The organism is Methylomonas rhizoryzae, from assembly GCF_008632455.1.
Taxonomy (GTDB): Bacteria; Pseudomonadota; Gammaproteobacteria; order Methylococcales; family Methylomonadaceae; genus Methylomonas; species Methylomonas rhizoryzae.
Genome location: NZ_CP043929.1, coordinates 927,976 through 950,545 on the forward strand (window position 1 = coordinate 927,976; position 22,570 = coordinate 950,545).

Genomic DNA, 22,570 nt, shown 5'->3' on the forward strand with positions numbered 1-22,570 from the left:
CTGAAATTCAAACCGGCTAGTTAGTGTTGACCAGACATCAGGGTTTACGAAAAAACCGTTCATATTCGTTTCGCAATAGCCGACAGAACCGAAGCATGCAATCCGGTTGGATAGTGTCCGGCTTGCGGATTAGCGTGACAACGCCGAATTCTCCGGTTTCGGTGAAGTAGCTCAAGGTCAGATGGTCGGCCTTATCGCAGTTATCGAGCGGAAAATCGACGAAAGCTGCGCCTTGGTGGCATTTGAAATCGCTGCCGGGACGGTTGATGCGCGTAGCGAAATATTGGTGTTCCAGACGCACCACCCCGGCATCGACAATTAAGGCGGCGGAGGTGCTGCGCGAGGTGGATTCCGCGGTCGACAAAACAATGCTGATGGTTCGCCAAGTCTGCTCGATGCTGAACGTTCCGGTTTGAGACTGTTGTTCGCCGGCCAGACTTTTGTCGACGCCGGCTTGCCAAACTCCGTTGATGTTGGGCGTGGTGATGCCCAGCAAGCGGCGGGCGACGGAGCACCGCCACAAGTGCGATGAGGTCAGATTGCCGAGCAGAATGTATACGATGGGCGTCGAAACCGGAACGGAGCTGATGCTTAGCCATGGCGACGAGTCGGCAATCGCGTGCAGCGCATAACCTATGACCATGGCTATCGGCGAGGCGAAGAAACTCAAGCGCCAATACACGCCAAGGGATTCGGCCGGTTGATTGACATCGTGAACAGTGTAGCGATGGTAAGCCATGATTGCCTCGCATGCAGGAGTCAAGTCTTTAAGGTGGGTGGCTCGATGATGCGAGCTTTGCGGGCTCGGGTCAAGTGTTTCTATAGCCGCTCTTGACAATCCCTTGCTCTTTAACGGATGACAAAGACGTGATTTGATGCTGACCGTTGGATAGTCGAGTGGCAACCGGTTCACCGTGCAGTTTGCGGCTCGATATACCTTACCTGAGTGCTCCGGCTTGCTTGACTAACAGCCGGGGTAAATCCGCTCCGCAGCTTTTGTCGAACGCGGCTCGGCGACCAGGCCGGACGACCGCACTTTGACCGCATTCAACCGCGCCCGCTAGGTTAGGTCTGTGATCATAGGCGGGCCGGTTGAGCTGCCACGAATGAAAGGTTGTTGTAAGCTTGGCTGATTAGAATTTCGACTTTGCGCCACTTTCCATTCAGCCTTATGCCTTCGTCGTTTCTATGTGCCAGCGATGGGTTCGGTTTCGCTAGCGTTATGAAAACCAGACAACCGGTAGCGATTGCTTGCCGTTTGACGGACGCCGTCCGTAGCCGGGAACAGGCATGCGATAGCGGTTTGCTGCCGTGTGTGCCGGCCGGCCTAAGCAGGCGATAGCATGATCACCTCTAAATTCGTGCACCGCCCGGTGCTTTCCATCGTCATGGCCATCCTGACTATCTTGATCGGCCTGCTGTCGCTGACTCGGTTGTCCGTTACCCAATTTCCCGACATCGCCCCGCCCGAGGTGAGTGTGACCGCCAAGTTTATCGGCGCCAATGCCGAGGCCGTGGTCAAGACCGTCGTCACGCCGCTGGAACGGGCGATCAACGGGGTGCCGGGCATGGCCTATATGGCGTCGGTGTCCGGCAACGACGGCGTCAGCGTGATACAGATTATCTTTAAAGCCGGCACCGATCCGGAAGTGGCCTCGGTCAACGTGCAGAACCGGGTGGCCTCGGTGTTGGACGAGTTGCCGGAAGAAGCGATCAAAGCCGGGGTTATCGTCGAGAAGGTGCAAAACAGCATGTTGTTGTACATCAATATTCTCAGCCGGGACCCGAATCTGGATGAAAAATTTCTGTACAACTTTACCGACATCAACGTGCTCAGGGAGCTGAAACGCATTGAAGGCGTGGGCTTTGCCGACATCATGGGAGCGCGGGAATACGCGATGCGGGTTTGGTTGAAACCCGAGAAATTGCTGATGTACAACATTTCGCCGGCCGAAGTCATCGAGCAATTGCGCGCCTACAACGTCGAGGCTGCGCCCGGCAAGATAGGCGAAAGCTCCGGGCGAGACGCCCAGGCCATGCAGTATATTTTGAAATATACCGGCAAATATAACACCGTCGAAGAGTATGAAAACATCGTTTTGAGCGGTAAAAGCGACGGCGAAATTTTACGCTTGAGAGATGTGGCCGAAGTCGCTTTCGATTCGCAGGATTACGACGTGTTGTCCAAGGAAAACGGCAAACCTTCCGCGGCCATCATGCTGAAACAGCGGCCGGGCAGCAATGCCAAGGAAGTGATAGCCAACATCAAGGCCACTATGGAACGGATCAAGGCCGAGTCGTTTCCGCCCGGCATGGATTACAGTCTGAGCTACGACGTCTCCAAATTTCTGGACGCTTCCATCCACGAAGTGGTTAAGACCTTGCTGGAAGCCTTTGTGCTGGTGGCCTTGGTGGTGTTCGTTTTTCTGCAGGACGTCCGCTCCACCCTGATTCCGGTGGTCACCGTGCCGGTTTCGTTGATAGGCACGTTTTTCTTCCTGCAACTGATGGGCTTTTCGTTGAATCTGATTACCTTGTTTGCCTTGGTGCTGGCGATCGGTATCGTCATCGACGACTCCATCGTGGTGATCGAAGCAGTGCACGCCAAGCTGGAGCAAGGCAATATAGGCCCGAAACGGGCCACCGAACAAGCCATGCGGGAAATCGGCGGTGCGATTGTCGCGATTACCCTGGTGATGTCGGCGGTGTTTTTGCCGGTGTCGTTCATGGAAGGCTCCGCCGGCATTTTTTTCCGGCAATTTTCCTTGACCATGGCGTTTGCCATCGTGCTGTCCGGCATCACCGCCCTGACCTTGACGCCCGCGCTGTGCGCGTTTTTCCTGAAAGCCGTGCACCATCATCCGCAGCACAAAACCGGCTTGCAAAAATTCTTCGCCGGCTTCAACCGCCGGTATAACGGTTTGGCGGAAGGTTACAAAAGACTGATCGGCAGGATAGCCAACCGTAGATCGATTACCTTCGGTATCTTGCTGGGGTTCTCGTTCGGGGCGGGTTTAATCGGCAAGCAGGTACCTTCCGGTTTTATTCCGCAGGAGGACCAAGGCACGATTTACGCCAATATCACTACGCCGTCCGGCGCCACGCTGGAACGCACCGAACACGTGGTGGATGACGTGCAGCGTATTGCGTCGGAGATGGATGCGGTGGATTCGGTATCCAGTCTGGCAGGCTTCAGCGTGTTGTCGGACGGTACCGGGGCGGTCTACGGCATGAATCTGATCAGCTTGAAGGACTGGCAGGACAGACGTCTGTCCGATAAGCAGGTCATCAAACTGCTGGAGGAAAAAACCCGCCACATTAAAGACGGCGGCATCGAGTTTTTTACCCCGCCGCCGGTGCCAGGCTTCGGAAATTCCAGCGGTTTCGAAATGCGTTTGTTGGATAAAACCGGCGGCAGCCTGGAAAATTTGCAGAAAGTCGCCGATGAGTTCGTAGACGAACTTAACCGGCGGCCGGAAATCAGCAACGCGTTCACCACTTTTAACACCCGCTTCCCGCAGTTTCTGCTGCACGTCGATATCGACAAGGCGGCGCAAAAGGGCGTGACCACCGAGAGCGCCATGAGTACCTTGCAAGCCCTGATAGGCAGCGAATATGCCACCAATTTCATTCGCTTCGGCCAGATGTACCGGGTAATGGTACAAGCCTTGCCGGAATACCGCGCCAAACCGGACGATTTGCTGAAGCTGTACATAAAAAACAAAGACGGTCATATGGTGCCGTTTTCTGCATTTTTACGGGTGGAAAAAGTTTACGGTCCCGAACAGGTTACCCGTTACAACATGTATACCTCGGCCATGGTCAATGGTCAGCCCGCCGAGGGCTACAGCAGCGGCCAAGCCATCGAAGCCATCAAGCAGGTGGCGGCGCAAAAATTGCCCAAAGGGTTTGGTTACGATTGGGCCGGTTCGTCGCGCGACGAGGCCAATGCCGGCCATCAGGCCGTTTTTATTTTTCTGATCTGTCTGCTGTTCGTCTATCTGCTGCTGGCCGCCCAGTACGAGAGCTTTCTGTTGCCCTTGCCGGTGATCCTGTCCTTGCCTATCGGCATCTTCGGCGCCTTATGTTTTTTGCTGATGATGGGGCTGGAAAACAATATCTACGCCCAAATCGCCATGATCATGCTGATCGGCATCCTGGGTAAAAACGCGATTTTGATCATCGAGTTTGCCGCCTTGAAACACAAACAAGGCCAATCGGCGTTCGAGGCCGCCATAGCGGGTGCCGTGTTGCGTTTGCGCCCCATCCTGATGACCTCGTTCGCCTTCGTCGCCGGCCTGATTCCGTTGATGTTCGCGTCGGGGGCCGGCGAAATCGGCAACAACACCTTGGGCTCGGCGGCGGCCGGCGGCATGATCTTCGGCACCGTGTTCGGTGTCATTGTTATTCCGGGCTTGTATGTGGTGTTTGCCGGTGCCGCCGACAAACATCGGCGCAGCGATCAAAAAGAAAAAGCCCCTTTTACCGAGACTTGGTAGCTGTCCGGCGGGGGCTCCAATTCCGCCGGCAAACTTGGGCAGACTTGAAATAGGGGGCTAGCCCGGGGGGCAGGTCAACCACAGGCAGGACTCTTTGCCGCCACATATTGGATCACGCAAATGACGGCGTTTTGCGGGTCTTGCAATACGGCAAAGCGGCCGACTTCCGGTATGTCCTGCGGCGGCAGGCACACGGCACCGCCGAGTTGTTGCGCCAGCGCGGCGGTTGCGTCGACGTCGTCCACGGTCACGTAGGTGCCCCAATGCGGCGGCATGCCGGTTTTGTCGGCCGGTATCGCCATCAGGCCGCCGATGTGGTGGCCGTCGCAATTAATCAAGGTGTAATCGACTCCCGGTAAGGCGGTGGGGGCAGGTTCCATTTGCCAGCCGAACAAACTGCTATAAAAGGTTTTTGCCGCTTCCGCGTCGCTGGTTAACAGCTCGCACCAACTGAACATGCCGTGTTGCAGGGCGTTATAGTGGCCTTCACAGCCGGGCGCGGCGTCGGCCGGCTCAGGGGTGCTGCCGCTGCCGGCGAACAAAGCATCCATGCGGCTTTGCAAATCAGCCGGGTCCACGTCTTCCAGGTGGCTGGCGATCATCCAGTGGTGGCCGAACGGATCGGTCAATGCGCCCATGCGGTCGCCCCAAAACTGGTCGGCCGGCGGCATGGTTTCCACTGCGCCGGCGGCGATGGCGCGGGCGAAAAAGGCGTCGACATCGGCGACATACAAATGCAGTTTGACACAGCTGCCGCCTAGCGTATGCGGTGCGGTGGACGTCGCCGCCGGGTATTCGTCGGCAATCATGAAATGGGATGCGCCGATGGTGAATTCGGCATGGCCGACGGCGCCGTTCGGCATGTGCAAGCGCATGGTCTCGGTGGCGCCGAAGGCTGCGCGGTAAAACGCCAATGCCGCCGCGGCGTTTTTTACGGTTAAGTACGGGGTTACACTCCGGTGGCTATCCGGAATCGGGTTGATGGTGCTCATGGAATTACTCTCCGGTGGTTATTGTTTGTCACGGGCTGAATTTGCCTTTGCTTGGAAAAGGATGATGTAGCGGGAATGGAAGCATGTCCGCATTTGCGCGGCAAAAGACATTATCCCCTTATCGGCAGCGGGCGCCGACGGGTTAGTCTAACATCTAAATTGTCCTGCGTTAACCATGGCCGGCCGCCGGTTGCGGGATGTTGCCGGACACGGGGTCTGCTCACGCAGCTTTAACCTAACGATCATGAAGGTCTGGAATCGCCCCGGCAAATGAAAGGTAGTTGGTAGGAGCGACGCATAGTCGCGATGATGGCCTTGCGGATCGCGGCTATCTGTCGTTCTTACCATGACTTTCATAGTAAAGAGCAGTTGAGTCTTGAAAAATCCCGTTCGCCCGGAGTTTATCGAAGGGTGAGCGGAATTTTTCAAATATCCGGAGGGTGGGTGTGTTGTAGATCGTCCGAACTTCGACGTTGCTCAGCACGAACGGCCTACAATACACGGCAACTGCTGTTTTTAGGTTTAACGGTCGCTATAGACGGTTTTGCAAACGTTGCGGGCGTCGCAGACTACGTTTTTGCGGATATTGAGATTTTTGCGCGGTTCGGGTTCGGCTGCAGCCGGTTGCACCGGAGTTTCCATCGCCTCGCCCGCGCTAAGGGTCATGGTTTCGCCGTCGTGCGTGATGCGAAAGTGCCTAAGAGCGTTCATGCCGATCAGCGCTTCGTTCAAATTGTCGTTGATGTGGGCGTCCAGGTTGCGGATTTCCAGGCTGCCGATTTTCAGGCTGTCGATGTGAGTCTCGCGTTCTAATATCCTGCCGCCGGCCGTGTTGGCCGGAATGTATTGGCCGTATTGCAGATGCGCTGCGCTGGCCAGCTTGGCTGGTATGACGGTCTTGGTCGCGCCGGTGTCGATCAAAAACGGTATCGGAGTGCCGTTGACCAGTGCGGTGCCGCGAAAATGGCCGTAACGGTCGATTTTGAGCGTGGTTTCGCCCACAGAAACCAGCGCCTGTTCGGTTTCGCCGCGGGCGGCGTTAGCGGCTACCCGGTTCAAGTATCCATCGGCGGCCAACCACAGCAAGGCCAAGGTTGCGGCGGGATACAACAAATACGGCCAGGAGCCGGCGCGTTCGGTTGGTTTGCTCATGGTTTCCTCCCGGTAGGACGGTTAACCTACCCGCGGTCTACGGTTGGCTAAGCTATGCAAGGCCAAGGCCAGCAAAATTAAGCCGGTGCCCACGATAATTTTCCAGGTCATGGGTTCGTGGTTCACGCTATAGCCCAGCAGCAAGGACAAAGGCGGGGTGATTAAGGTAATCAGCGCCACCGAAGTCGCACTCAGATGGATCAGCAGGAAATAGTACAACACCAAGCCCAACGGGGTCGCCAGCAGGCCCAGATACAGGATAGACCATAGGGTTTGCGGCGTCATGCTCGGCGGCCACGCGCCGCCGTCCGCCGCGTACCAGGTCGCCAGATACAGCGGCAGCGACAACAGCAAGCCGCCCGAGACTTGAGTCATGGCCGGCAAGCCGGCGTCTATCCGTTTCACCCATACCGAGCCGGCCGATTGCAACAGCACTGACAGCAGCATGCCCACCAATGCCGGGATGGCGCCGCCGGGCAGTGCCAATGCCGATTGAAACATCAATACCAAGCCGGCTACTCCCAGCAAATAAGCCGATAGCTTGCCCCAGCCCAAACTGGCTTCGTTCAGCGCAAAAGCCGCCATAGGCGCTGTCATCAACGGGCTTAAGCCGAAAATCACCGATACCCAGCCGGACGGCAAATATTGAGTACACCAATAGGTCAGCAGCAAACTGGCGTAAAGCTGCAAGGCGACGGCGGCGTAAGTCTGCCAGGCTTTGCCGTGCAGCGGCAGATGTTGGCGGGCGAGCGGCATGGCCAGTAACAGGCATAACGCGCCTATGCTCATGCGCGCGGTGGCGGCGAATACGAAACCGACCTCGCCGCCGCTCCATTTGATAGCCAGCGGCGTGGTGGCCCAAATCGCCACGACGACCACGTACGCAAACGCAACGCGCATCTTGGACCGGCGTCAACGATGCGCGCGCTGCGCCAGCAAATCGTCGACGACGCCGGGATCGGCCAGGGTCGATGTATCGCCCAGTTCGTGCACGTCGCCGGCGGCAATCTTGCGCAGGATGCGCCGCATGATTTTGCCGGAACGGGTTTTAGGTAAACCCGGCGCCCATTGAATGACGTCCGGCAAGGCGATGGCGCTGATTTCTTCCTTGACCAAATCGACCAATTGCTTTTTCAACTCGTCGCTGGGTTGCACGCCGAGATTCAAAGTGACGAAGGCGTAGATGCCTTGGCCTTTGATGGCGTGCGGATAGCCGACCACGGCCGCTTCGGCCACGTCGTGGTGCAAGACCAGCGCGCTTTCGATTTCCGCTGTGCCCAGGCGGTGGCCGGAGACGTTAATTACATCGTCCACCCGGCCGGTGATCCAGTAATAGCCGTCGGCGTCGCGGCGGGCGCCGTCGCCGGCAAAATATTTGCCCGGAAAGTGCCGCAAATAGGTGTCCAGAAAGCGTTGATGGTCGCCGTATATCGTGCGCATCTGTCCCGGCCAGCTTTGGGTCAACACCAAAATGCCTTCGGCCTCGCCTTCCAGTAGACGACCTTCGTTGTCGACGATGGCCGGTTGTACTCCGAAAAACGGCAGGGTCGCGGAGCCGGGCTTCAAGGCAATCGCTCCCGGCAGCGGGGTAATCATGATGCCGCCGGTTTCGGTTTGCCACCAGGTATCCACGATAGGGCAGCGGGTTTCGCCGACCACGTGGTAATACCATTCCCAGGCTTCCGGGTTGATCGGTTCGCCCACGCTGCCCAGAATGCGCAAGCTGCTGCGCCCGGTACGTTTGACGAAATCGTCGCCTTGCGCCATCAGCGCGCGAATGGCGGTCGGCGCGGTATAGAAGATATTTACCTTATGTTTGTCGACCACTTGCCAGAAACGGTCGGCGGCCGGATAGGTCGGTACCCCTTCGAACATCAAGGTGGTAGCGCCGTTGCACAAAGGGCCGTACAACACGTAGGAATGTCCGGTAATCCAGCCGATGTCGGCGGTACACCAGTAAATGTCGCCGTCGTGGTAATCGAAAATGTACTTATGGGTCATCGCCGCATACAACAAATAACCGCCGGTGGTATGCAGCACGCCTTTGGGTTTGCCGGTGGAGCCGGAGGTATACAGGATGAACAGCGGATCTTCCGCGTCCATGGTTTCCGCCGGGCAGTGCGGCGACGCCTCGGCCATTGCAGCGCGATAGCAGACGTCGCGCTCGGGATGCCACGGAATGTCGTGGCCGGTGTGCTTGATGACGATGAGGGTCTGCAGGTTGGGGCACTGTGCCGCGGCTTTATCGGCGGTTTGCTTGGAATGGACGATTTTGCCGCCGCGGTAGCTTTCGTCAGAGCAAATCAGCACCCGGCAGTCGGCATCCAGGATGCGGTCGCGCAAGGCGTCGGCCGAAAATCCGCCGAAAACGATGGAATGCACCGCGCCGATGCGGGTACAGGCTAAGATAACTACTGCCGCTTCGCTGATCATCGGCAAGTAAATGCACACCCTATCGCCCTTTTTAACGCCCTGCGCTTTCAGCACGTTGGCGAATTTGCATACTTCCCGGTGTAATTCCTTATAAGTCAAGGTACTGTCGTCGGCCGGGTCGTCGCCTTCCCAGATAATCGCGACTTGGTCCCCGCGGGTTTCCAGATGTCTATCCAAGCAATTGACGCTGACGTTCAATTTCCCGCCGACGAACCAATGCACGTCGCCTTGCGCGAAGTCGCAATGCGTTACCTGTGTCCAGCGTTGTTCCCAATTCAAAAACTGTGCGGCTTGCTCGGCCCAAAAACCTTCCGGGTCGCTGATCGAATGCTGGTACATGCTATGGTAGGTATCGGCGTCGATATGCGCCCGGCGGGCGATCTCGGGTTTTACGGGATAGACATGATGCTCTGACATGGTAATTCCTTTGGTCGGGTCCGGTTCTTGTGCGTGGTAGACGCTGGCATTCGGGAAAATGTAAAGCCACCAAGCGTATCCTAAGCCAGGCGCCGCGTCCACTGGGATTAAGAGGGCGCACGTCAATACAGACGGCGACGAAATAGCCAGCCGGCGTTGGCCAAACACAGTAAGCCGATCAAGGCCAGAGGCCAATATTGGTCGCGCAGCTTGGCGACGTTCAAGCTTTGTCAAGGAATTGTGAGGAAACACAGGGCGATTCAGCTTACCGAGGGCTTGGGGTATTTTTAATCCGAGGCATTCGGTTCTACAATTATGTTTTGACAATATAAGCGCTTACTATATAATGCCCGAATTGACACGCCAGTCGTAGTCAAGCCGAGGTGGTGAAATTGGTAGACGCGCTAGCTTCAGGTGCTAGTGGGGGTAACCCCGTGGAGGTTCAAGTCCTCTCCTCGGCACCATATTACGGTTTCAGGTGGTAGCATCTGACAACAAAACCCGCAAGCTGTAAGGCTTAGCGGGTTTTTTTATGCCTCACGTGGCAACACCTAACACCGAGCAAAAAATCTTGGCGATTGGCGAATATCCGGCTATCGGCCTAGCCGATGCCCGCGCCAAGCGCGAAGAGGCCAAAAAGCAGCTTGCCAACGGCATCGATCCATCGACCGCCAAAAAAGCCGCCAAAGCGGCCAGCCAAGACGCCGCCGCCAACAGCTTCGAAGTCATTGCCCGCGAATGGCACGAAACCCACATGGCGAACAAAACCGCAGACCACGCCAAGAAAACCTTGCTCAACCTGGAAAGGGACGTTTTCCCCTGGCTGGGCCGAATGCCCATCGTCAACATTGAGGCACCCGACGTGCTGGCCGCAGTCAAACGCATCGAACAACGCGGCGCGAATGAAAGCGCCTCGAAGACCCGGCGAGCCAACGGCCAAGTGTTTCGCTACGCCATTACCACCGGCCGCGCCGTTAGAAACCCGGTTCCCGATCTGCAAGGGGCATTCGTACCAACCACTGTCAAACACCATGCCGCCATCACCGACCCGGTACAAATCGGCGCATTGCTGCGAGCCTGCGAAGGCTATACCGGTCACTTTACCACCCGTTGCGCGTTGCGCTTGTCCTTCTTGGTCATGTTGAGGCCTGGCGAAGTGCGTAAGGCCGAATGGTCTGAAATCGACCTGGAGCGGGCCGAATGGCGCATTCCGGCCGCCAAAATGAAGATGCGCGAGGAACACATCAGCCCGTTATCCCGGCAGGCGCTAGCCATCTTCGAGGAAAGCAAGCCGCTGACCGGTACCGGCCACTTTGTGTTTCCGTCGGTACGCAGTAACGCCAGGCCCATGTCGGAAACACCAGCACCGGCGCTGAAATGACCGCCCACGGCTTCCGGGGCATGGCTTCTACCCGGCTCAACGAAGCCCACCTATTCAACCCGGATGCCATCGAGCGTCAGCTTGCCCACGGCGAGCAAAACAGTGTCCGCGCCGCCTACAACCGAGCGCAATACCTGCCGGAACGGGTGAAGATGTTGCAGTGGTGGGCGGATTATTTGGACAGCTTGAAGGAAGGCGCGGCGGTGGTGCCGTTTCAACGCAAGAGCGCCTAAGCGCTATACTCCAAACGCCATGGGCGGTTGTTTCCAATGGGAACGGTTACAGGCGCGAAAGTGATGGTATGATCCGGTTCGAATCCGGCACCGTTTATGGCCTGGATACCAACATCAGCAAGGCAAATTACCAACACCTCATCAATGCGCCGGTACCGGCCGCATTTCGTAACGACAAGCTACCCACATCATCACCCTTGATAGTGTTTGATTGTGTCGAATGCTGTTGCTTGGTGTAACGCTACAGCATACAATGCCGGCATGATTAAATCGTTCCAACACAAAGGCCTGAAAGCCTTTTTCGAAACGGGCAGCAAGGTCGGCATCAAGCCGGAACACGCTGCCAAGCTCAACCGGCAACTGTTGCGCCTGGACATCGCCAAGACAGCCAACGACGTGAACTTGCCCGGCTGGCGCTTGCACCCGTTGAGCGGCGATCTGGCCGGCCATTACTCCATCGTCGTCAATGGCAATTGGCGGATGACCTTCAAGTTCGAAGGCGAAGACGTGGTGTTGGTCGATTACATGGACTACCACTAAGAGGCAACCCCATGACGCAAATCCACAACCCACCACACCCCGGCGAAACCTTGCGCGAAGACATCTTGCCGGCGCTGTCGCTGACGGTCACCGAAGCCGCCAAGCAGCTTGGCGTCACCCGGGGCACCTTGTCCAAAGTGCTGAATGGCCGGGCGGCTATATCGCCGGAAATGGCGCTCAGAATCGAAAGCTGGCTCGGCGTCGAGAATGGCGGCCGGGCCGATCTATGGATAGCCCACCAAGCCGCCTACGACCTTTGGCAAGCCCGCCAAGCGGGAGCGCCTACCGTGCAACGGGCGGTGATACCGCACTGAAGCAACCCGGCAAGGCCATTGATGAGGCCGGCTGACACCCGATAAACCGCCTAGCCCGACGGGGCGAAACCTGGGCAACCTATCACCCAGTGACGCAACATCAGATTAAACCGCCGCACGGTCGTAGGCTATCCGCAATTCAAAGCCACCATACGGCGAAACCGCGATGCGTTCCGTCTTACGGCCTTGATTTGGGAGCGATATTCGATTTTTGAGAGTGCTTTTGAAAAAGCTTTTTTGATAGCTCGCCATCGATTGGAGTATTGATCATCACCAGATGGCAATGTCCAAATGGCGTGCATGTGATCCGGCAAAACAACCCAGGCGTCGATATGAAAGGGCTGTTGTTGCCGAGTTGCGCGGACCGCTTCCCGTAATTCGGCAATATGCTCGATCAACAATGCCGATTTTCGCTCAAGCAAATTAACCGTGAAAAAATAAGTCCCGCCCGGAATGCGATTGCGTCGATAGTTTGGCATGGAACAAGTTTATTTCATTCGGCGGATGACGCAAGCTTATCCGCCCTACGGCCCTGTCTGCTCAGTATGGACGGTCGGGGTGCTTGGCGGGATAATGTCTTTGTTGAGCGCCTATGGCGATCGGTCAAATACGAGCGGGTTTACCTGCATGCCTACGATTCCGTCGGCCAAGCCCGCGCTTCAATCCTGGATTATTTCGAGTGGTACAACCACGAACGACCGCATTCCAGTTTGAAACGAAAAACGCCTCATCAGGCGTATAACGATGGGTTGCTAACCCTCAAGTTGGCCGCCTAAACCATGGCAGGGATTTCACTTTAAATCATCGATTTACTGTTCAAACCAATGGGGCCACTTCTGGCAAAACAACCCAGGCGTCGATATGAAAGGGCTGTTGTTGCCGAGTTGCGCGGACCGCTTCCCGTAATTCGGCAATATGCTCGATCAACAATGCCGATTTTCGCTCAAGCAAATTAACCGTGAAAAAATAAGTCCCGCCCGGAATGCGATTGCGTCGATAGTTTGGCATGGAACAAGTTTATTTCATTCGGCGGATGACGCAAGCTTATCCGCCCTACGGCCCTGTCTAAATAGCTTCCAATTTGCTGCGACAAACTAGATTCAGCGGACGTCCCCGTCGGGTCAGTAAACATCACCGGGTTGCCGTTGGCGTAAGTATACACATTGGTGCCGCCTTCCAGGCCGATCAGGTCCGGTTGCAGGTAGCGGCCGGTGCGGGGCGAGAAGTAGCGGGTGTGGTTGTAGTGCAGGCCGGTGGTGCTGTCGTAGTATTGGCCGGGGTAGCGCAGGTTGAACGTCACCTTCGCACCGTCGCCGTCCGGGTCTTCTTGAGCGACGGCGTCGCCGTAGGGCGCGAACGGCCAGTGCCACACCGGCTGGCTGAGATTGCCGGCGGCGCGGCGCAGGTAGCGCGGGGTGTTGGCGAAGTCGGTTTCGATGTAATAGATCGCGGCCAGGCTGCCGTCGGTTTTTTGGTCGACCACGGCCAGCGGCACGTCGCCCAGCCACACGTAGTTGCGGGCGCTGCCGTTGCCGGCCTGTTCGTAGATCAAGCGGCCGGCGGTGTCGTAGACGTAGCGGGTTTGCCCGGCCCCGTTGGTTTTCAACACCCGCCGCCGGCCGCTGTCGTAGCGGTAAGCAGCGGTATAGCCCTGACTGCCGTTGGCCGGCGGGGTCGGGGCGATGTCTTCCCGGGTCAGACGGTTGTCGCTGTAAGACAAAACGTCAGTACGTCTTAAGGCGCCGCTACCTGTGTAGTTTTCCAGGCGGGTCAGGTTGCCGTTGTTGTCGTGCTCCAGCAGGGATTTCTCGGCGCTGCCGCTTAGCTGTTGCGAAATCAAGCGGTCGAAGTCGTCATACTTGAAATGGACTGTGTTGTAAACAGTTACCCGGTTGCGGCTGTCGTAGCCAAGGTAATGGGTGTACAGGTCGCTGTTGTCAGCCTGTCGCATCCGCACTGCGGATAAGTGTCCGCCGCCATCCCGGCTACGGATGTATTTCAAGCCGTTGCCGAAGGTCAGGCTGCGCAGGCGCTTGTCTAACGGTTGGTAGCTGACGTCGCTGGCCAAGGTGGTGGCGGTGCCGTTCAGGTTGGCGCCGACCTGGGCGATGCGAAAATCGCCGTCTGCATAGGCGTATTCGATGCGCAAGCCTTTGGGATAAGCGACGGCTTGCAGGCGGTTGCCGGGGCCGTATTCGTAGGCCGTGCTCAAGGCCGGCAGGCCGGTAACGGCTTGCTCGCTGTGGGTGACGTTGCCGCGGGCGTCGTTGCGCATGCGGTCGGTGACGTTCAAGCCGCCGGCCGAGGTGCGGCTGCTTTCCACCAGGCGGCCTACATAATGGGCGGTATGGGCGCTATCGTCTGACGGCGCTTTGTCCCAAGTTTGACTTTCGCTGCCGCCGTCGGAGTAATCGACCCGGGTCAAGCGGTCCAGGGCGTCGTAGTGTTTGCGGGCGCTGTTGCCGTCGCTGTCTTCCCGGTAGATTTCGTTGCCGGCCAAGTCGTATAGCGAGCCGCGATTGCCGAAGTCCGGCGAGTCTTCGTCAATGTGTTTGTCCAGTTCGTTGTTGGTCAATAAGGAGGTGGCGTTGACCGGATCGACCACTTGCTTGACCCGGCCGGCCACGTCGTAGTCCAGGCTGAACAGCGGGATCTTGGGACCTAATTTGCCTTTGCTCGACAGTGTGGCCAGGGAGCGGTCGCTGATTTGATCCAGCACGGTGTAGTCGGTCAAACGCGAGAAGATGCGCCTAGGGTAGGTTGTGCAGAGCCAGCGGCGAGGCGCAACGGTCGCGAACGATGCGCCTCCTTGCGTCGGCAGCATACTATCGGCTATCAAATTTAACGCACGTTATCGCGTTACACCGCCTAACGAGAGAGAAACTCCACATCCATGCGGTCAATCTTCATGGCAACCATTTTTCCTTCAAGGTAGCTAAAGTTCCGTTGCAGCATCTCATCTTCGATGACCAATCCGCCAGATTCCAAACAACTACCACTAAGCTTGCCTGTAATCACATAGGCAAAACCAGTTCCGACGCGATCAATCGATGGCAGTGTTCCATCTGGCAGCGCGTTAACGCTGTAGTCATCAAACACCACGGGGTGCAATTCCACCGGGTAAGACAGACCTACCTCAATGTTGTAGGGGCACACACTCGCAAAGCCAGCAAGCTCAATGTCATCAATCCGAAGCATGACCTCTTCTTCGATGTCTTCATCCACACATAGAACTAATGCTTCATAAATCATGGCACTGGCCTTATCGTCTTGTCCGCCGGATTGCCGTTAAGCAGCTTCCAAAAGCTGTTGCTGCTTTGCGTGTGAATGGTGGTAATTGCACCATCCGCGCTTGTTCCAACAAACCCGAACTTAGCATCACCTCGTGACGTGTTGCCCATGAATTGCACGTACCCTGTTCGAGTTTCCCCTTTGTAGAGGTACTCGATCTTTTGACCACTTTGCATGATGTCCCGGCCTACCTGAAGGTAGTCATCAGCACTACGTGCGCCGAACTCTGCCCCATGCTTTTCAAAATGGCTTAGAAGTTTCGCGTCACTTGCGAAGCTCCCTACGCCCTTTGCAACCTTCCCCTCAATACCCATCGGCGTAAACATCGCCGGCATGAAGCACATTTGGACACCCGGCAATTGAAAGGTATCTTGCGCCAAACTGCTGAATTGCCCGTAATAGCTGGGAAACGACGTTGACCCAAACCAGGAGAGTGCACTGTCTAAATAGCTTCCAATTTGCTGCGACAAACTGGATTCAGCGGACGTCCCCGTCGGGTCAGTAAACATCACCGGGTTGCCGTTGGCGTAAGTATACACATTGGTGCCGCCTTCCAGGCCGATCAGGTCCGGTTGCAGGTAGCGGCCGGTGCGGGGCGAGAAGTAGCGGGTGTGGTTGTAGTGCAGGCCGGTGGTGCTGTCGTAGTATTGGCCGGGGTAGCGCAGGTTGAACGTAACCTTTATTCCGTCGCCGTCCGGGTCTTCCTGGGCGGCGGCATCGCCGTAGGGCGCGAACGGCCAGTGCCACACCGGCTGGCTGAGATTGCCGGAGGCGCGGCGCAGATAGCGCGGAGTGTTGGCGAAGTCGGTTTCGATGTAATAAATCGCCGCCAGGCTGCCGTCGGTTTTTTGGTCGACCACGGCCAGCGGCACGTCGCCCAGCCACACGTAGTTGCGGGCGCTGCCGTTGCCGGCCTGTTCGTAGATCAAGCGGCCGGCAGTGTCGTAGACGTAGCGGGTTTGCCCGGCCCCGTTGGTTTTCAACACCCGCCGCCGGCCGCTGTCGTAGCGGTATTGCTCGCTAGTAGCGGCTTGGGTGAATGTGATCAGGGTGCGGTCGGCGCCGTAGCGGTAGGCAAAACTGCCGTAGCCGGTAATAAAGCCGGATTGATCGTAGCGGTAAGCCGCGGTATAGCCCTGACTACCGTTAGCCGGCGGGGTCGGGGTGATGTCTTCCCTCGCCAGGCGGTTGTCGCTGTAAGACAAAACGTCAGTACGTCTTAAGGTGCCGCTAGCGGTGTAGTTTTCCAAGCGGGTCAGGTTGCCGTTGTTGTCGTGTTCCAGCAGGGTTTTTTCGGCACTGGCGCGTGACTTTTGCGAAACCAAGCGATCGAAGTCGTCGTAGTAGAAGGAGGTTATGTCGTAAACAGTTACCCGATTGCGACTGTCGTAGGCGAGATAATGGTTATACATGTCGCTGTTGTTAGCCTGTCGCATCCGCACAACGATTAAGCGTCCGCCGTTATCGCGGGAACGAATGTATTTCAAGCCGTTGCCGAAGGTCAGGCTGCGCAGGCGCTTGTCTAACGGTTGGTAGCTGACGTCGCGGGCCAAGGTGTTGGCGGTGCCGTTCAGGCTGGCGCCGACCTGGGCGATGCGAAAATCGCCGTCTGCATAGGCGTATTCGATGCGCAAGCCTTTGGGATAAGCGACGGCTTGCAGGCGGTTGCCGGGGCCGTATTCGTAGGCCGTGCTCAAGGCCGGCAGGCCGGTAACGGCTTGCTCGCTGTGGGTGACGTTGCCGCGGGCGTCGTAGCGCATGCGGTCGGTGACGTTCAAACCGCCGGCCGAGGTGCGGCTGCTTTCCACCAGGCGGCCTACATAATGGGCGGCATGGGCGCTATCGTCTGACGGCGCTTTGTCCCAAGTTTGACTTTCGCTGCCGCCGTCGGAGTAATCGACCCGGGTCAAGCGGTCCAGGGCGTCGTAGTGTTTGCGGGCGCTGTTGCCGTCGCTGTCTTCCCGGTAGATTTCGTTGCCGGCCAAGTCGTATAGCGAGCCGCGATTGCCGAAGTCCGGCGAGTCTTCGTCAATGTGTTTGCCCAGTTCGTTGTTGGTCAATAAGGAGGTGGCGTTGACCGGATCGACCACTTGCGTGACCCGGCCGGCCACGTCGTAGTCCAGGCTGAACAGCGGAATTTTGGGGCCTAATTTGCCTTTGCTCGACAGTGTGGCCAGGGAGCGATCACTGATTTGATCCAGCACGGTGTAGTCGGTCAAGTCGCAGATTTCGCCGCTGATACAGGATCGGGTCTGATGATTGTTGCCGTCGTAGCTCAGGGTTTTGTCCCATGCGCCCGTGCCGTCGGCGGTTTCGATCAGCAGGCCTTTTTCGTCAAAGCTTTGTTTCCAGGTTTGGCCGCTATCGTCACTACGTTGCGCGATGGTTTGCAGAATGTTGCCGCGGCTGTCGCGCCGGTATTCGAGCGTGTCGGTAATCTCGCCGTGCGTCAGGCTGACGGTTTTTACCGAGCCGGCCGGGGTATAGCTGTAGTTGAGTACGCTGCCGTCCGGCCGGGTTTGGCTTTGCAGGCGGCCGTTGGTGGTGTAGCTGTAGCGGGTCACGTCGTCGCCTACGCTTTCCGTGACCGGCTGCCGCAGCGTGTTGTATTCGGTCACGCTGTGTACGCCGTTGATGTCGACTTGCTCGGTGATTTGGCCGTGAGCGTTGACGCTGAGCACGGACGACACCCGACCCAAGGCGTCGGTGGTGCGCCACAGATCGCCGTTGCGGCGGTATTCGGTGACCGTGCTGCCGTTTTCCGCGCGCGGCCCGGTTTTGCTGACTTTTAAGGTGACGTGGCTGCTGTTGTCGTAAACGTAGGCATAGTCGGTCTGATGGCAGGTGGTGGATGTTGCCGGGCAGCTGTCGTCGACCAAGGCTTCCGTAGCCGGGCGCACGATTTCCCGAATCACCTGGCCATTGTCGTCGTAACGCCAATCCTTGGCGACTTCGCCGACCACTTCCGAGGTTTTCAGCGGAAAGCGCTCGTCCCAGGTCCAGGTGGTGAGGCGCTCTTGTTTGGTGCCGTCGGCTTCGGTGCGGGTCAGCGGCAGGCCGCGGTTGAGTGTGCCCTTGGGGTAGGTGAAGCGGGTAACCCGGCCGAGAAAATCGGTACGGGTTAGCAGGTCGCCTTTGATATTGTAGGTGGACTTCTTAAAATCCTCCTCGCAGTCGGCGCAACGGGTGTTGGTCGAAACCGCTCGGTAAATCCTGGAATAAGGGCCGGTATCTTGACTGACTATATCGAAATTTTTTCGGGTGACAAACGAGCGGTATTTGTCGGTATCCGAGTCGGCGAATTTTAAAGTTAATTCGTGCGGATCGGCCAGACTGGCGCGCAGCGTGCGCTCGCTAATCAAATTCTTTTCGTTATGACCGGCCATTGCGATGGTTGTAAACCTTGGCCTTGAGTCCGCGCCAGCGCAAAGAAATTCGTTTTTAATTAACGTATTGCCATTTTCCACCACCGACTTTAAATAAGAAAACCTAAAATTATCTTTGGTATCGCAATTGATGAATTCCGGTCGGTAGGTTCTGGTAAGCGGCTCGCTGCCTTCCAGCGCCGCCGGGAAGGTGAATTGGTTTTTGTAAAGAGTTACGCCGTTGACGACTTCTTTCAGCCCAAGTACATATTTATAAATCTGGCCGTCGGGATCGGTAACTAACACCGATTTGTCCGGGTTGAAGGTAAAACGCAATTGCCGCCCGCTCGGCACGTGCGTGACGGTCGATAACTTATCGTCGACATAGTCCAACCGGTGCTCGATGCCTTGCCGGTTAAACCGGGCCAATAAATTACCGTTTTTGTCGTACGCTTCCCGCATGCCGCTAGAAAATTGGGTATAGACCCAATCGTAGGTTTGGCCGTTGACGACGCCTTTTTTCTCCAAGGTATCTCTGAGATCGTCGCGTAACGGCTTTAAATTTTTGCCGAAGGTGATGCAGACGCCCATGGTGCACACCTTGATTTTTTCCACCGTGCTCAGTTGGTTCAGAATGCAACTGGAATAATTGTGCCCCCACAGCGTGCCCATGTTGTTGCGGTAATCGCAGCCCGGGCTGGTGACGGATCGTGCCGAGACGTTGTAGCGAGTAAACTCTAACGGAAACTGTCCCGTACCCCGGTAATCGGTTTCGCTTAATAGGGTGAAACCGCCCCGCAGGTCGGTGTCGAATTTCACCTCCGGAATGCGCTTTTTGTCTTCGGTCGATTGCAGCGGGCCGGAGAATTCTTCGTAACCGAGTCCGGACTCGTCGGCCCGGCCGATGAGCGGACTCATTAGCCCGATCAAGAGCAAGCAGCCGTAAACGAAAAGGTTTCGGTGGTGGTGTTTGAACATGTTAAAAATCCCGATGTTTGAATGGATAACGGCAGTTAAACAACGCATTAAAAGCGCGGCGGCTGAGCCTGCAAGGAAGACGAGATCCGGCCGTTTGCCCGGACAGGGGTGCGCGCCCCATCCGGGCCGGCCGGAACAAAAAAGGAAAAAAGCCATAAGCCGGGGCTGGCTGTGACGGAAGGTTTCCCGATTTCCAACGTTGACTTGCACTGGTCTGCATCCATGGCTTTAAGCTTTACTTTCAATAAATAGCTTTTGAGTTGAGTTGTCTATAACGTTAGCGGTTAACCGACTCCGACAGGCTAACGCCATTAGCCATGCGAAATACGGCGGGCTGATATTAACTTAAAAAATACGCCGACTCAATACCTTTAGCAAATCGCAGTCGAGACAATATTCCATATACATTAATAAGTTATGTAATCATATTCTTACAGGCTATCAAGATAGGCGCGCTGGCATGTAATCTAGTAATACATTGCGCGGCATGCAAAGCCTTAAGGTACGCATGGCATTCCCCGCCGACTTTAAATGAGCATAAAACTTTAGCTGCCTCCCCGGCGGAGCCGGGGAATTTATCGTGCTTGCTTAACGTTGCTTCCAACCCGACGGCGTTTGGATAAATTGTCCGGGCGCCGCTTTTTCTATAACTTTTTGCGCTGTCAGCTTAGCCACCTCTTCCGCCGATACGCCGTTTTTGGCGGCTATCCGCTCGTATTCGGCCCGCCGTTGGGCGTTGATGTCGTTCACCAAGGCTTTTACGTCACTGGGTGCATTGGGATTAACCAAGCCTAAATAACCGTTCATCAGTTCGCCGACTAGTCCCGCTGACTTTGCTTGCGCTAAGTCGGCCGCGGCGACCGGGTTTGCAGCCAACCAAAACGACAATAAGCCGGCCAACAAAAAATGCGTTGCTTTGATTCTCATTGAGGGCTCCTTTAAAACAAACCTTTTTCGCTACTGATCAGGGCATCCACGTCTTTTTCCACTTTGAGGCGAATTTCGTGTTCTATTTTGACGTTCATATTGATTTCTATCGGTTTTTCCGGCGCTTCCAATCTGACGGACGGCGAGCAGGCTGTCATTAACAGCGTATCGCAGACTAGGCCGGCAATAAATGCCGCTTTCAATTTCATAGAGTTCTCCAAGCCGCATTGTGCGGCGCAGTATTGACGGTTTCGGAACATTTTGTTTTACGGTTTGGCGTTTTTTACCTGTTCGAGAATCGGCCGCTCGAAATCGCCTGCCAGTACGCCTTTTTGCAAGAGTTCCGGCAACTGCCCGTGCAATTTCAAGTTAAACGCCAAAGGATGACCGGACAATACCGACGGATTTTTGCCTTCCAAACGCAAACCTAAACTATAACTGCCATCCGGCCGGTAATCCACGCCGGCTTGCAGGGCGTGGTATTGCAAATTTCTCAGCGCGCTGAAAGCCAAATTTCCGTCGTCCCCCGGGCCTGTGTAGCGCAGGACTCCCGGCACTATCCCCGTTAACGTTCCGTCCTTCAGTTCCACAGTGTCGGATTCGACGCTTAACGGCAACTTACCGTTCAGCATGCCGGTTCCCGACAAATTGGGGTAGTTCATGGCTTGCAGTAGCTGCTGCAGATCGACATTGTTGACGACTAAAATCAAGCGTATCGGCCCACCGGTCAGTTCCAATTCGGCCGGTTCCAGCTGTAACTTGCCGCCAAACATAGGCAGACTGGCTTGATCGATTGCCAAGCGGCCGTTTTGGTAAGCGGCGTTAAGTTGTATGTCGCGAAATTCGGTGTTTTCATTTAATTGCCAGCTCGGCACTGTCAATGAAACAATATATGAGGGTAGTGTCGATTCGGCGGCGTCCAATTGCACAAATCCTTTAGAGATGTGAGTAGAGCCTATTGCTAGCCCCAAATCATAGCCTTTTAGAAAAACCGCGTGCGTCATAGGCTTGCCGGCCTGCCAGTGCATGCGCACGGCTCCCATGATCTCGCCGGCGTTAACTTGCCAAGCCGAGGTTGCCGCCGGCAGCCAAGGCGCTGCAAGCCGGCGGGCTTGAGCGGCGCTGAGTGCCAGATGAGCGTCTACCGCCAACTCGTCGGCGGCTAATTCGAGTTCCGCGCCGGCCAGATAGTCGTTATGTTCGGTTAACTGCAGATAGCCTTTGAAGCGCTTATGGTCTTCCGGACTGTTGCCGTGCAAATGCAATTGCGCCTGTATCTTATCCAAAGCCGGCCAGATGAGCGCGGCGAGTGGCTGCCTGATTTGGTTCGGCAGCCATGCGCATTGCGTTAGCCAGCCGCGCAGCAACTCCACGTTCGCTTGCAAGCCGATGAGCGGACTGTTATCGGGCGGATTTCGGCCATAGTTGCCGGCCGCTATCGCACTGCCGTCCGCTTTGCGCAGTTGCAGCGAAAGCATGCCGGCGCCGAAATCCTGCCCTATGCTCAAGGCATATTCGGAGTCGTTGAGTAAAACCTGTACAGTTTGTTGTTCGGCAGTATTAAATTCCGCCTGACCTATAAATCGGGACTCTCCCCAGGGCGCGATTACCGTCAGATCCAGTTGCTTGATAGAGAGGCTGCGTAGCGGCAAGCGTAGCGCCGCCGCGGAATCCTCGGCCGGGGTGGTATCGGTATCGCTGTCGGCTCGATAGTGAAACGTCAACTTGGCTTTTTCGATAACGCCGGTATCCGGCTGCAAGGTTTGCCAGTCGTAATTCAGATTCGCCTCGCTCAGTTCCGCCGCCAATAAGCCTTTCCCGGTCTCTAATTCGAATTGCAGATGCGCCAATGCGGCGTGATCCATAGTCAAGCTCAATCCGGAAACGGCGGGATTGGCAAATAAGCTTTGTGCCATTAAACGCCGTAACGCCTGTTCGCCCAGCCAATCCCGTTGTTGCCAGACTAACCATCCGGCCGATACTGTCAGCAAACAACACAAGGCCAAACCGATTTTGAAGCGCATCCGGCCAAGCCGGCCGGGCGAGGA

At 56.4% G+C, this 22,570-nt stretch carries 17 protein-coding genes, 1 tRNA gene and 2 pseudogenes; 7 read left to right on the forward strand and 13 right to left on the reverse strand.

The features are described from left to right. Positions 1-37 precede the first annotated feature (37 nt). Positions 38-739 (reverse strand): Cap15 family cyclic dinucleotide receptor domain-containing protein, encoded by a 702-nt coding sequence (locus tag F1E05_RS04350; protein ID WP_150047084.1) that lies wholly within the window; start codon positions 737-739, stop codon positions 38-40. A gap of 604 nt (positions 740-1,343) precedes the next feature. Here F1E05_RS04350 and F1E05_RS04355 point away from each other — a divergent pair. After that, positions 1,344-4,499 carry an efflux RND transporter permease subunit gene (locus F1E05_RS04355; protein WP_232056776.1) on the forward strand — a complete coding sequence of 1,052 codons (3,156 nt, stop codon included), beginning with the start codon at positions 1,344-1,346 and terminating at the stop codon, positions 4,497-4,499. A gap of 74 nt (positions 4,500-4,573) precedes the next feature. Here the strand turns inward: F1E05_RS04355 and F1E05_RS20520 are convergent, their stop codons facing one another. The 4 genes from F1E05_RS20520 to acs all read right to left on the reverse strand — a co-directional run bounded on the left by F1E05_RS20520 (position 4,574) and on the right by acs (position 9,493). Then, positions 4,574-5,491: a VOC family protein gene (locus F1E05_RS20520; RefSeq protein WP_232056777.1), complete on the reverse strand. Its 918-nt coding sequence runs from the start codon at positions 5,489-5,491 to the stop codon at positions 4,574-4,576. A gap of 522 nt (positions 5,492-6,013) precedes the next feature. Further along, the gene (locus tag F1E05_RS04365) at positions 6,014-6,643 is read right to left on the reverse strand and encodes a retropepsin-like aspartic protease family protein (RefSeq protein ID WP_232056778.1); all 630 of its coding nucleotides are present in this window, start codon (positions 6,641-6,643) and stop codon (positions 6,014-6,016) included. Positions 6,644-6,664: 21 nt separating this feature from the next. Beyond that, a complete protein-coding gene (locus F1E05_RS04370; protein WP_150047086.1) occupies positions 6,665-7,543 on the reverse strand; it encodes a DMT family transporter in 879 nt (292 codons plus the stop codon). Between the two features lie 12 nt (positions 7,544-7,555). Further along, positions 7,556-9,493, reverse strand: a complete 1,938-nt coding sequence (acs, locus tag F1E05_RS04375) for an acetate--CoA ligase (protein WP_150047088.1) — start codon at positions 9,491-9,493, stop codon at positions 7,556-7,558. Positions 9,494-9,870: 377 nt separating this feature from the next. Here acs and F1E05_RS04380 point away from each other — a divergent pair. From F1E05_RS04380 to F1E05_RS04395, 5 genes are all read left to right on the forward strand, one after another. Further along, positions 9,871-9,957: transfer RNA gene (locus F1E05_RS04380), tRNA-Leu, on the forward strand. A gap of 68 nt (positions 9,958-10,025) precedes the next feature. Next, positions 10,026-10,874: a tyrosine-type recombinase/integrase gene (locus F1E05_RS04385; protein ID WP_232056779.1), complete on the forward strand. Its 849-nt coding sequence runs from the start codon at positions 10,026-10,028 to the stop codon at positions 10,872-10,874. After that, on the forward strand, positions 10,871-11,107 hold the full coding sequence (locus F1E05_RS20525; RefSeq protein ID WP_232056780.1) for a tyrosine-type recombinase/integrase: 237 nt from the start codon (positions 10,871-10,873) through the stop codon (positions 11,105-11,107). Before F1E05_RS04385 ends, F1E05_RS20525 begins: the two co-directional genes overlap by 4 nt. Before the next feature lie 261 nt (positions 11,108-11,368). Beyond that, positions 11,369-11,647 carry a type II toxin-antitoxin system RelE/ParE family toxin gene (locus F1E05_RS04390; RefSeq protein WP_150047089.1) on the forward strand — a complete coding sequence of 93 codons (279 nt, stop codon included), beginning with the start codon at positions 11,369-11,371 and terminating at the stop codon, positions 11,645-11,647. Continuing rightward, positions 11,581-11,961 carry a HigA family addiction module antitoxin gene (locus F1E05_RS04395; protein ID WP_232056781.1) on the forward strand — a complete coding sequence of 127 codons (381 nt, stop codon included), beginning with the start codon at positions 11,581-11,583 and terminating at the stop codon, positions 11,959-11,961. The genes F1E05_RS04390 and F1E05_RS04395 overlap by 67 nt, the downstream gene beginning before the upstream one ends. 128 nt (positions 11,962-12,089) lie before the next feature. Here F1E05_RS04395 and F1E05_RS20850 read toward each other — a convergent pair whose 3' ends face one another. Next, positions 12,090-12,440 carry an REP-associated tyrosine transposase gene (locus F1E05_RS20850; protein WP_408631326.1) on the reverse strand — a complete coding sequence of 117 codons (351 nt, stop codon included), beginning with the start codon at positions 12,438-12,440 and terminating at the stop codon, positions 12,090-12,092. A 60-nt stretch (positions 12,441-12,500) separates the two neighbouring features. Between F1E05_RS20850 and F1E05_RS04405 the strand changes: the two are divergent. Then, a pseudogene (locus F1E05_RS04405) lies at positions 12,501-12,737 on the forward strand (integrase core domain-containing protein); the annotation flags it as partial. Between the two features lie 58 nt (positions 12,738-12,795). On the opposite strand, the pseudogene F1E05_RS20855 reads toward F1E05_RS04405, so the two are convergent. From F1E05_RS20855 to F1E05_RS04440, 7 genes and pseudogenes are all read right to left on the reverse strand, one after another. After that, a pseudogene (locus F1E05_RS20855) lies at positions 12,796-12,969 on the reverse strand (REP-associated tyrosine transposase); the annotation flags it as partial. Continuing rightward, on the reverse strand, positions 12,914-14,785 hold the full coding sequence (locus F1E05_RS04415; protein ID WP_150047093.1) for an RHS repeat-associated core domain-containing protein: 1,872 nt from the start codon (positions 14,783-14,785) through the stop codon (positions 12,914-12,916). The gene F1E05_RS04415 and the pseudogene F1E05_RS20855, both read right to left, overlap by 56 nt. 44 nt (positions 14,786-14,829) lie before the next feature. Further along, positions 14,830-15,213, reverse strand: a complete 384-nt coding sequence (locus F1E05_RS04420; RefSeq protein WP_197737413.1) for a hypothetical protein — start codon at positions 15,211-15,213, stop codon at positions 14,830-14,832. After that, positions 15,210-19,535 carry an RHS repeat-associated core domain-containing protein gene (locus tag F1E05_RS04425; protein ID WP_190303245.1) on the reverse strand — a complete coding sequence of 1,442 codons (4,326 nt, stop codon included), beginning with the start codon at positions 19,533-19,535 and terminating at the stop codon, positions 15,210-15,212. The genes F1E05_RS04420 and F1E05_RS04425 overlap by 4 nt, the downstream gene beginning before the upstream one ends. A 648-nt stretch (positions 19,536-20,183) precedes the next feature. Then, a complete protein-coding gene (locus F1E05_RS04430; RefSeq protein ID WP_150047097.1) occupies positions 20,184-20,522 on the reverse strand; it encodes a YdbL family protein in 339 nt (112 codons plus the stop codon). Positions 20,523-20,533: 11 nt separating this feature from the next. After that, a complete protein-coding gene (locus F1E05_RS04435; protein WP_150047099.1) occupies positions 20,534-20,731 on the reverse strand; it encodes a YnbE family lipoprotein in 198 nt (65 codons plus the stop codon). 57 nt (positions 20,732-20,788) lie between these two features. Further along, the gene (locus F1E05_RS04440; protein ID WP_190303246.1) at positions 20,789-22,546 is read right to left on the reverse strand and encodes an intermembrane phospholipid transport protein YdbH family protein; all 1,758 of its coding nucleotides are present in this window, start codon (positions 22,544-22,546) and stop codon (positions 20,789-20,791) included. Positions 22,547-22,570: the final 24 nt, after the last annotated feature.

Bases quoted from the DNA above. Each gene is read 5' to 3' on its own strand.
- F1E05_RS04350 (WP_150047084.1), bottom strand. From the start codon at position 739: ATGGCTTACCATCGCTACACTGTTCACGATGTCAATCAACCGGCCGAA.
- F1E05_RS04355 (WP_232056776.1), top strand. From the start codon at position 1,344: ATGATCACCTCTAAATTCGTGCACCGCCCGGTGCTTTCCATCGTCATG.
- F1E05_RS20520 (WP_232056777.1), bottom strand. From the start codon at position 5,491: ATGAGCACCATCAACCCGATTCCGGATAGCCACCGGAGTGTAACCCCG.
- F1E05_RS04365 (WP_232056778.1), bottom strand. From the start codon at position 6,643: ATGAGCAAACCAACCGAACGCGCCGGCTCCTGGCCGTATTTGTTGTAT.
- F1E05_RS04370 (WP_150047086.1), bottom strand. From the start codon at position 7,543: ATGCGCGTTGCGTTTGCGTACGTGGTCGTCGTGGCGATTTGGGCCACC.
- acs (WP_150047088.1), bottom strand. From the start codon at position 9,493: ATGTCAGAGCATCATGTCTATCCCGTAAAACCCGAGATCGCCCGCCGG.
- F1E05_RS04385 (WP_232056779.1), top strand. From the start codon at position 10,026: ATGCCTCACGTGGCAACACCTAACACCGAGCAAAAAATCTTGGCGATT.
- F1E05_RS20525 (WP_232056780.1), top strand. From the start codon at position 10,871: ATGACCGCCCACGGCTTCCGGGGCATGGCTTCTACCCGGCTCAACGAA.
- F1E05_RS04390 (WP_150047089.1), top strand. From the start codon at position 11,369: ATGATTAAATCGTTCCAACACAAAGGCCTGAAAGCCTTTTTCGAAACG.
- F1E05_RS20850 (WP_408631326.1), bottom strand. From the start codon at position 12,440: ATGCCAAACTATCGACGCAATCGCATTCCGGGCGGGACTTATTTTTTC.
- F1E05_RS04415 (WP_150047093.1), bottom strand. From the start codon at position 14,785: ATGCTGCCGACGCAAGGAGGCGCATCGTTCGCGACCGTTGCGCCTCGC.
- F1E05_RS04420 (WP_197737413.1), bottom strand. From the start codon at position 15,213: ATGATTTATGAAGCATTAGTTCTATGTGTGGATGAAGACATCGAAGAA.
- F1E05_RS04425 (WP_190303245.1), bottom strand. From the start codon at position 19,535: ATGAGTCCGCTCATCGGCCGGGCCGACGAGTCCGGACTCGGTTACGAA.
- F1E05_RS04430 (WP_150047097.1), bottom strand. From the start codon at position 20,522: ATGAGAATCAAAGCAACGCATTTTTTGTTGGCCGGCTTATTGTCGTTT.
- F1E05_RS04435 (WP_150047099.1), bottom strand. From the start codon at position 20,731: ATGAAATTGAAAGCGGCATTTATTGCCGGCCTAGTCTGCGATACGCTG.
- F1E05_RS04440 (WP_190303246.1), bottom strand. From the start codon at position 22,546: ATGCGCTTCAAAATCGGTTTGGCCTTGTGTTGTTTGCTGACAGTATCG.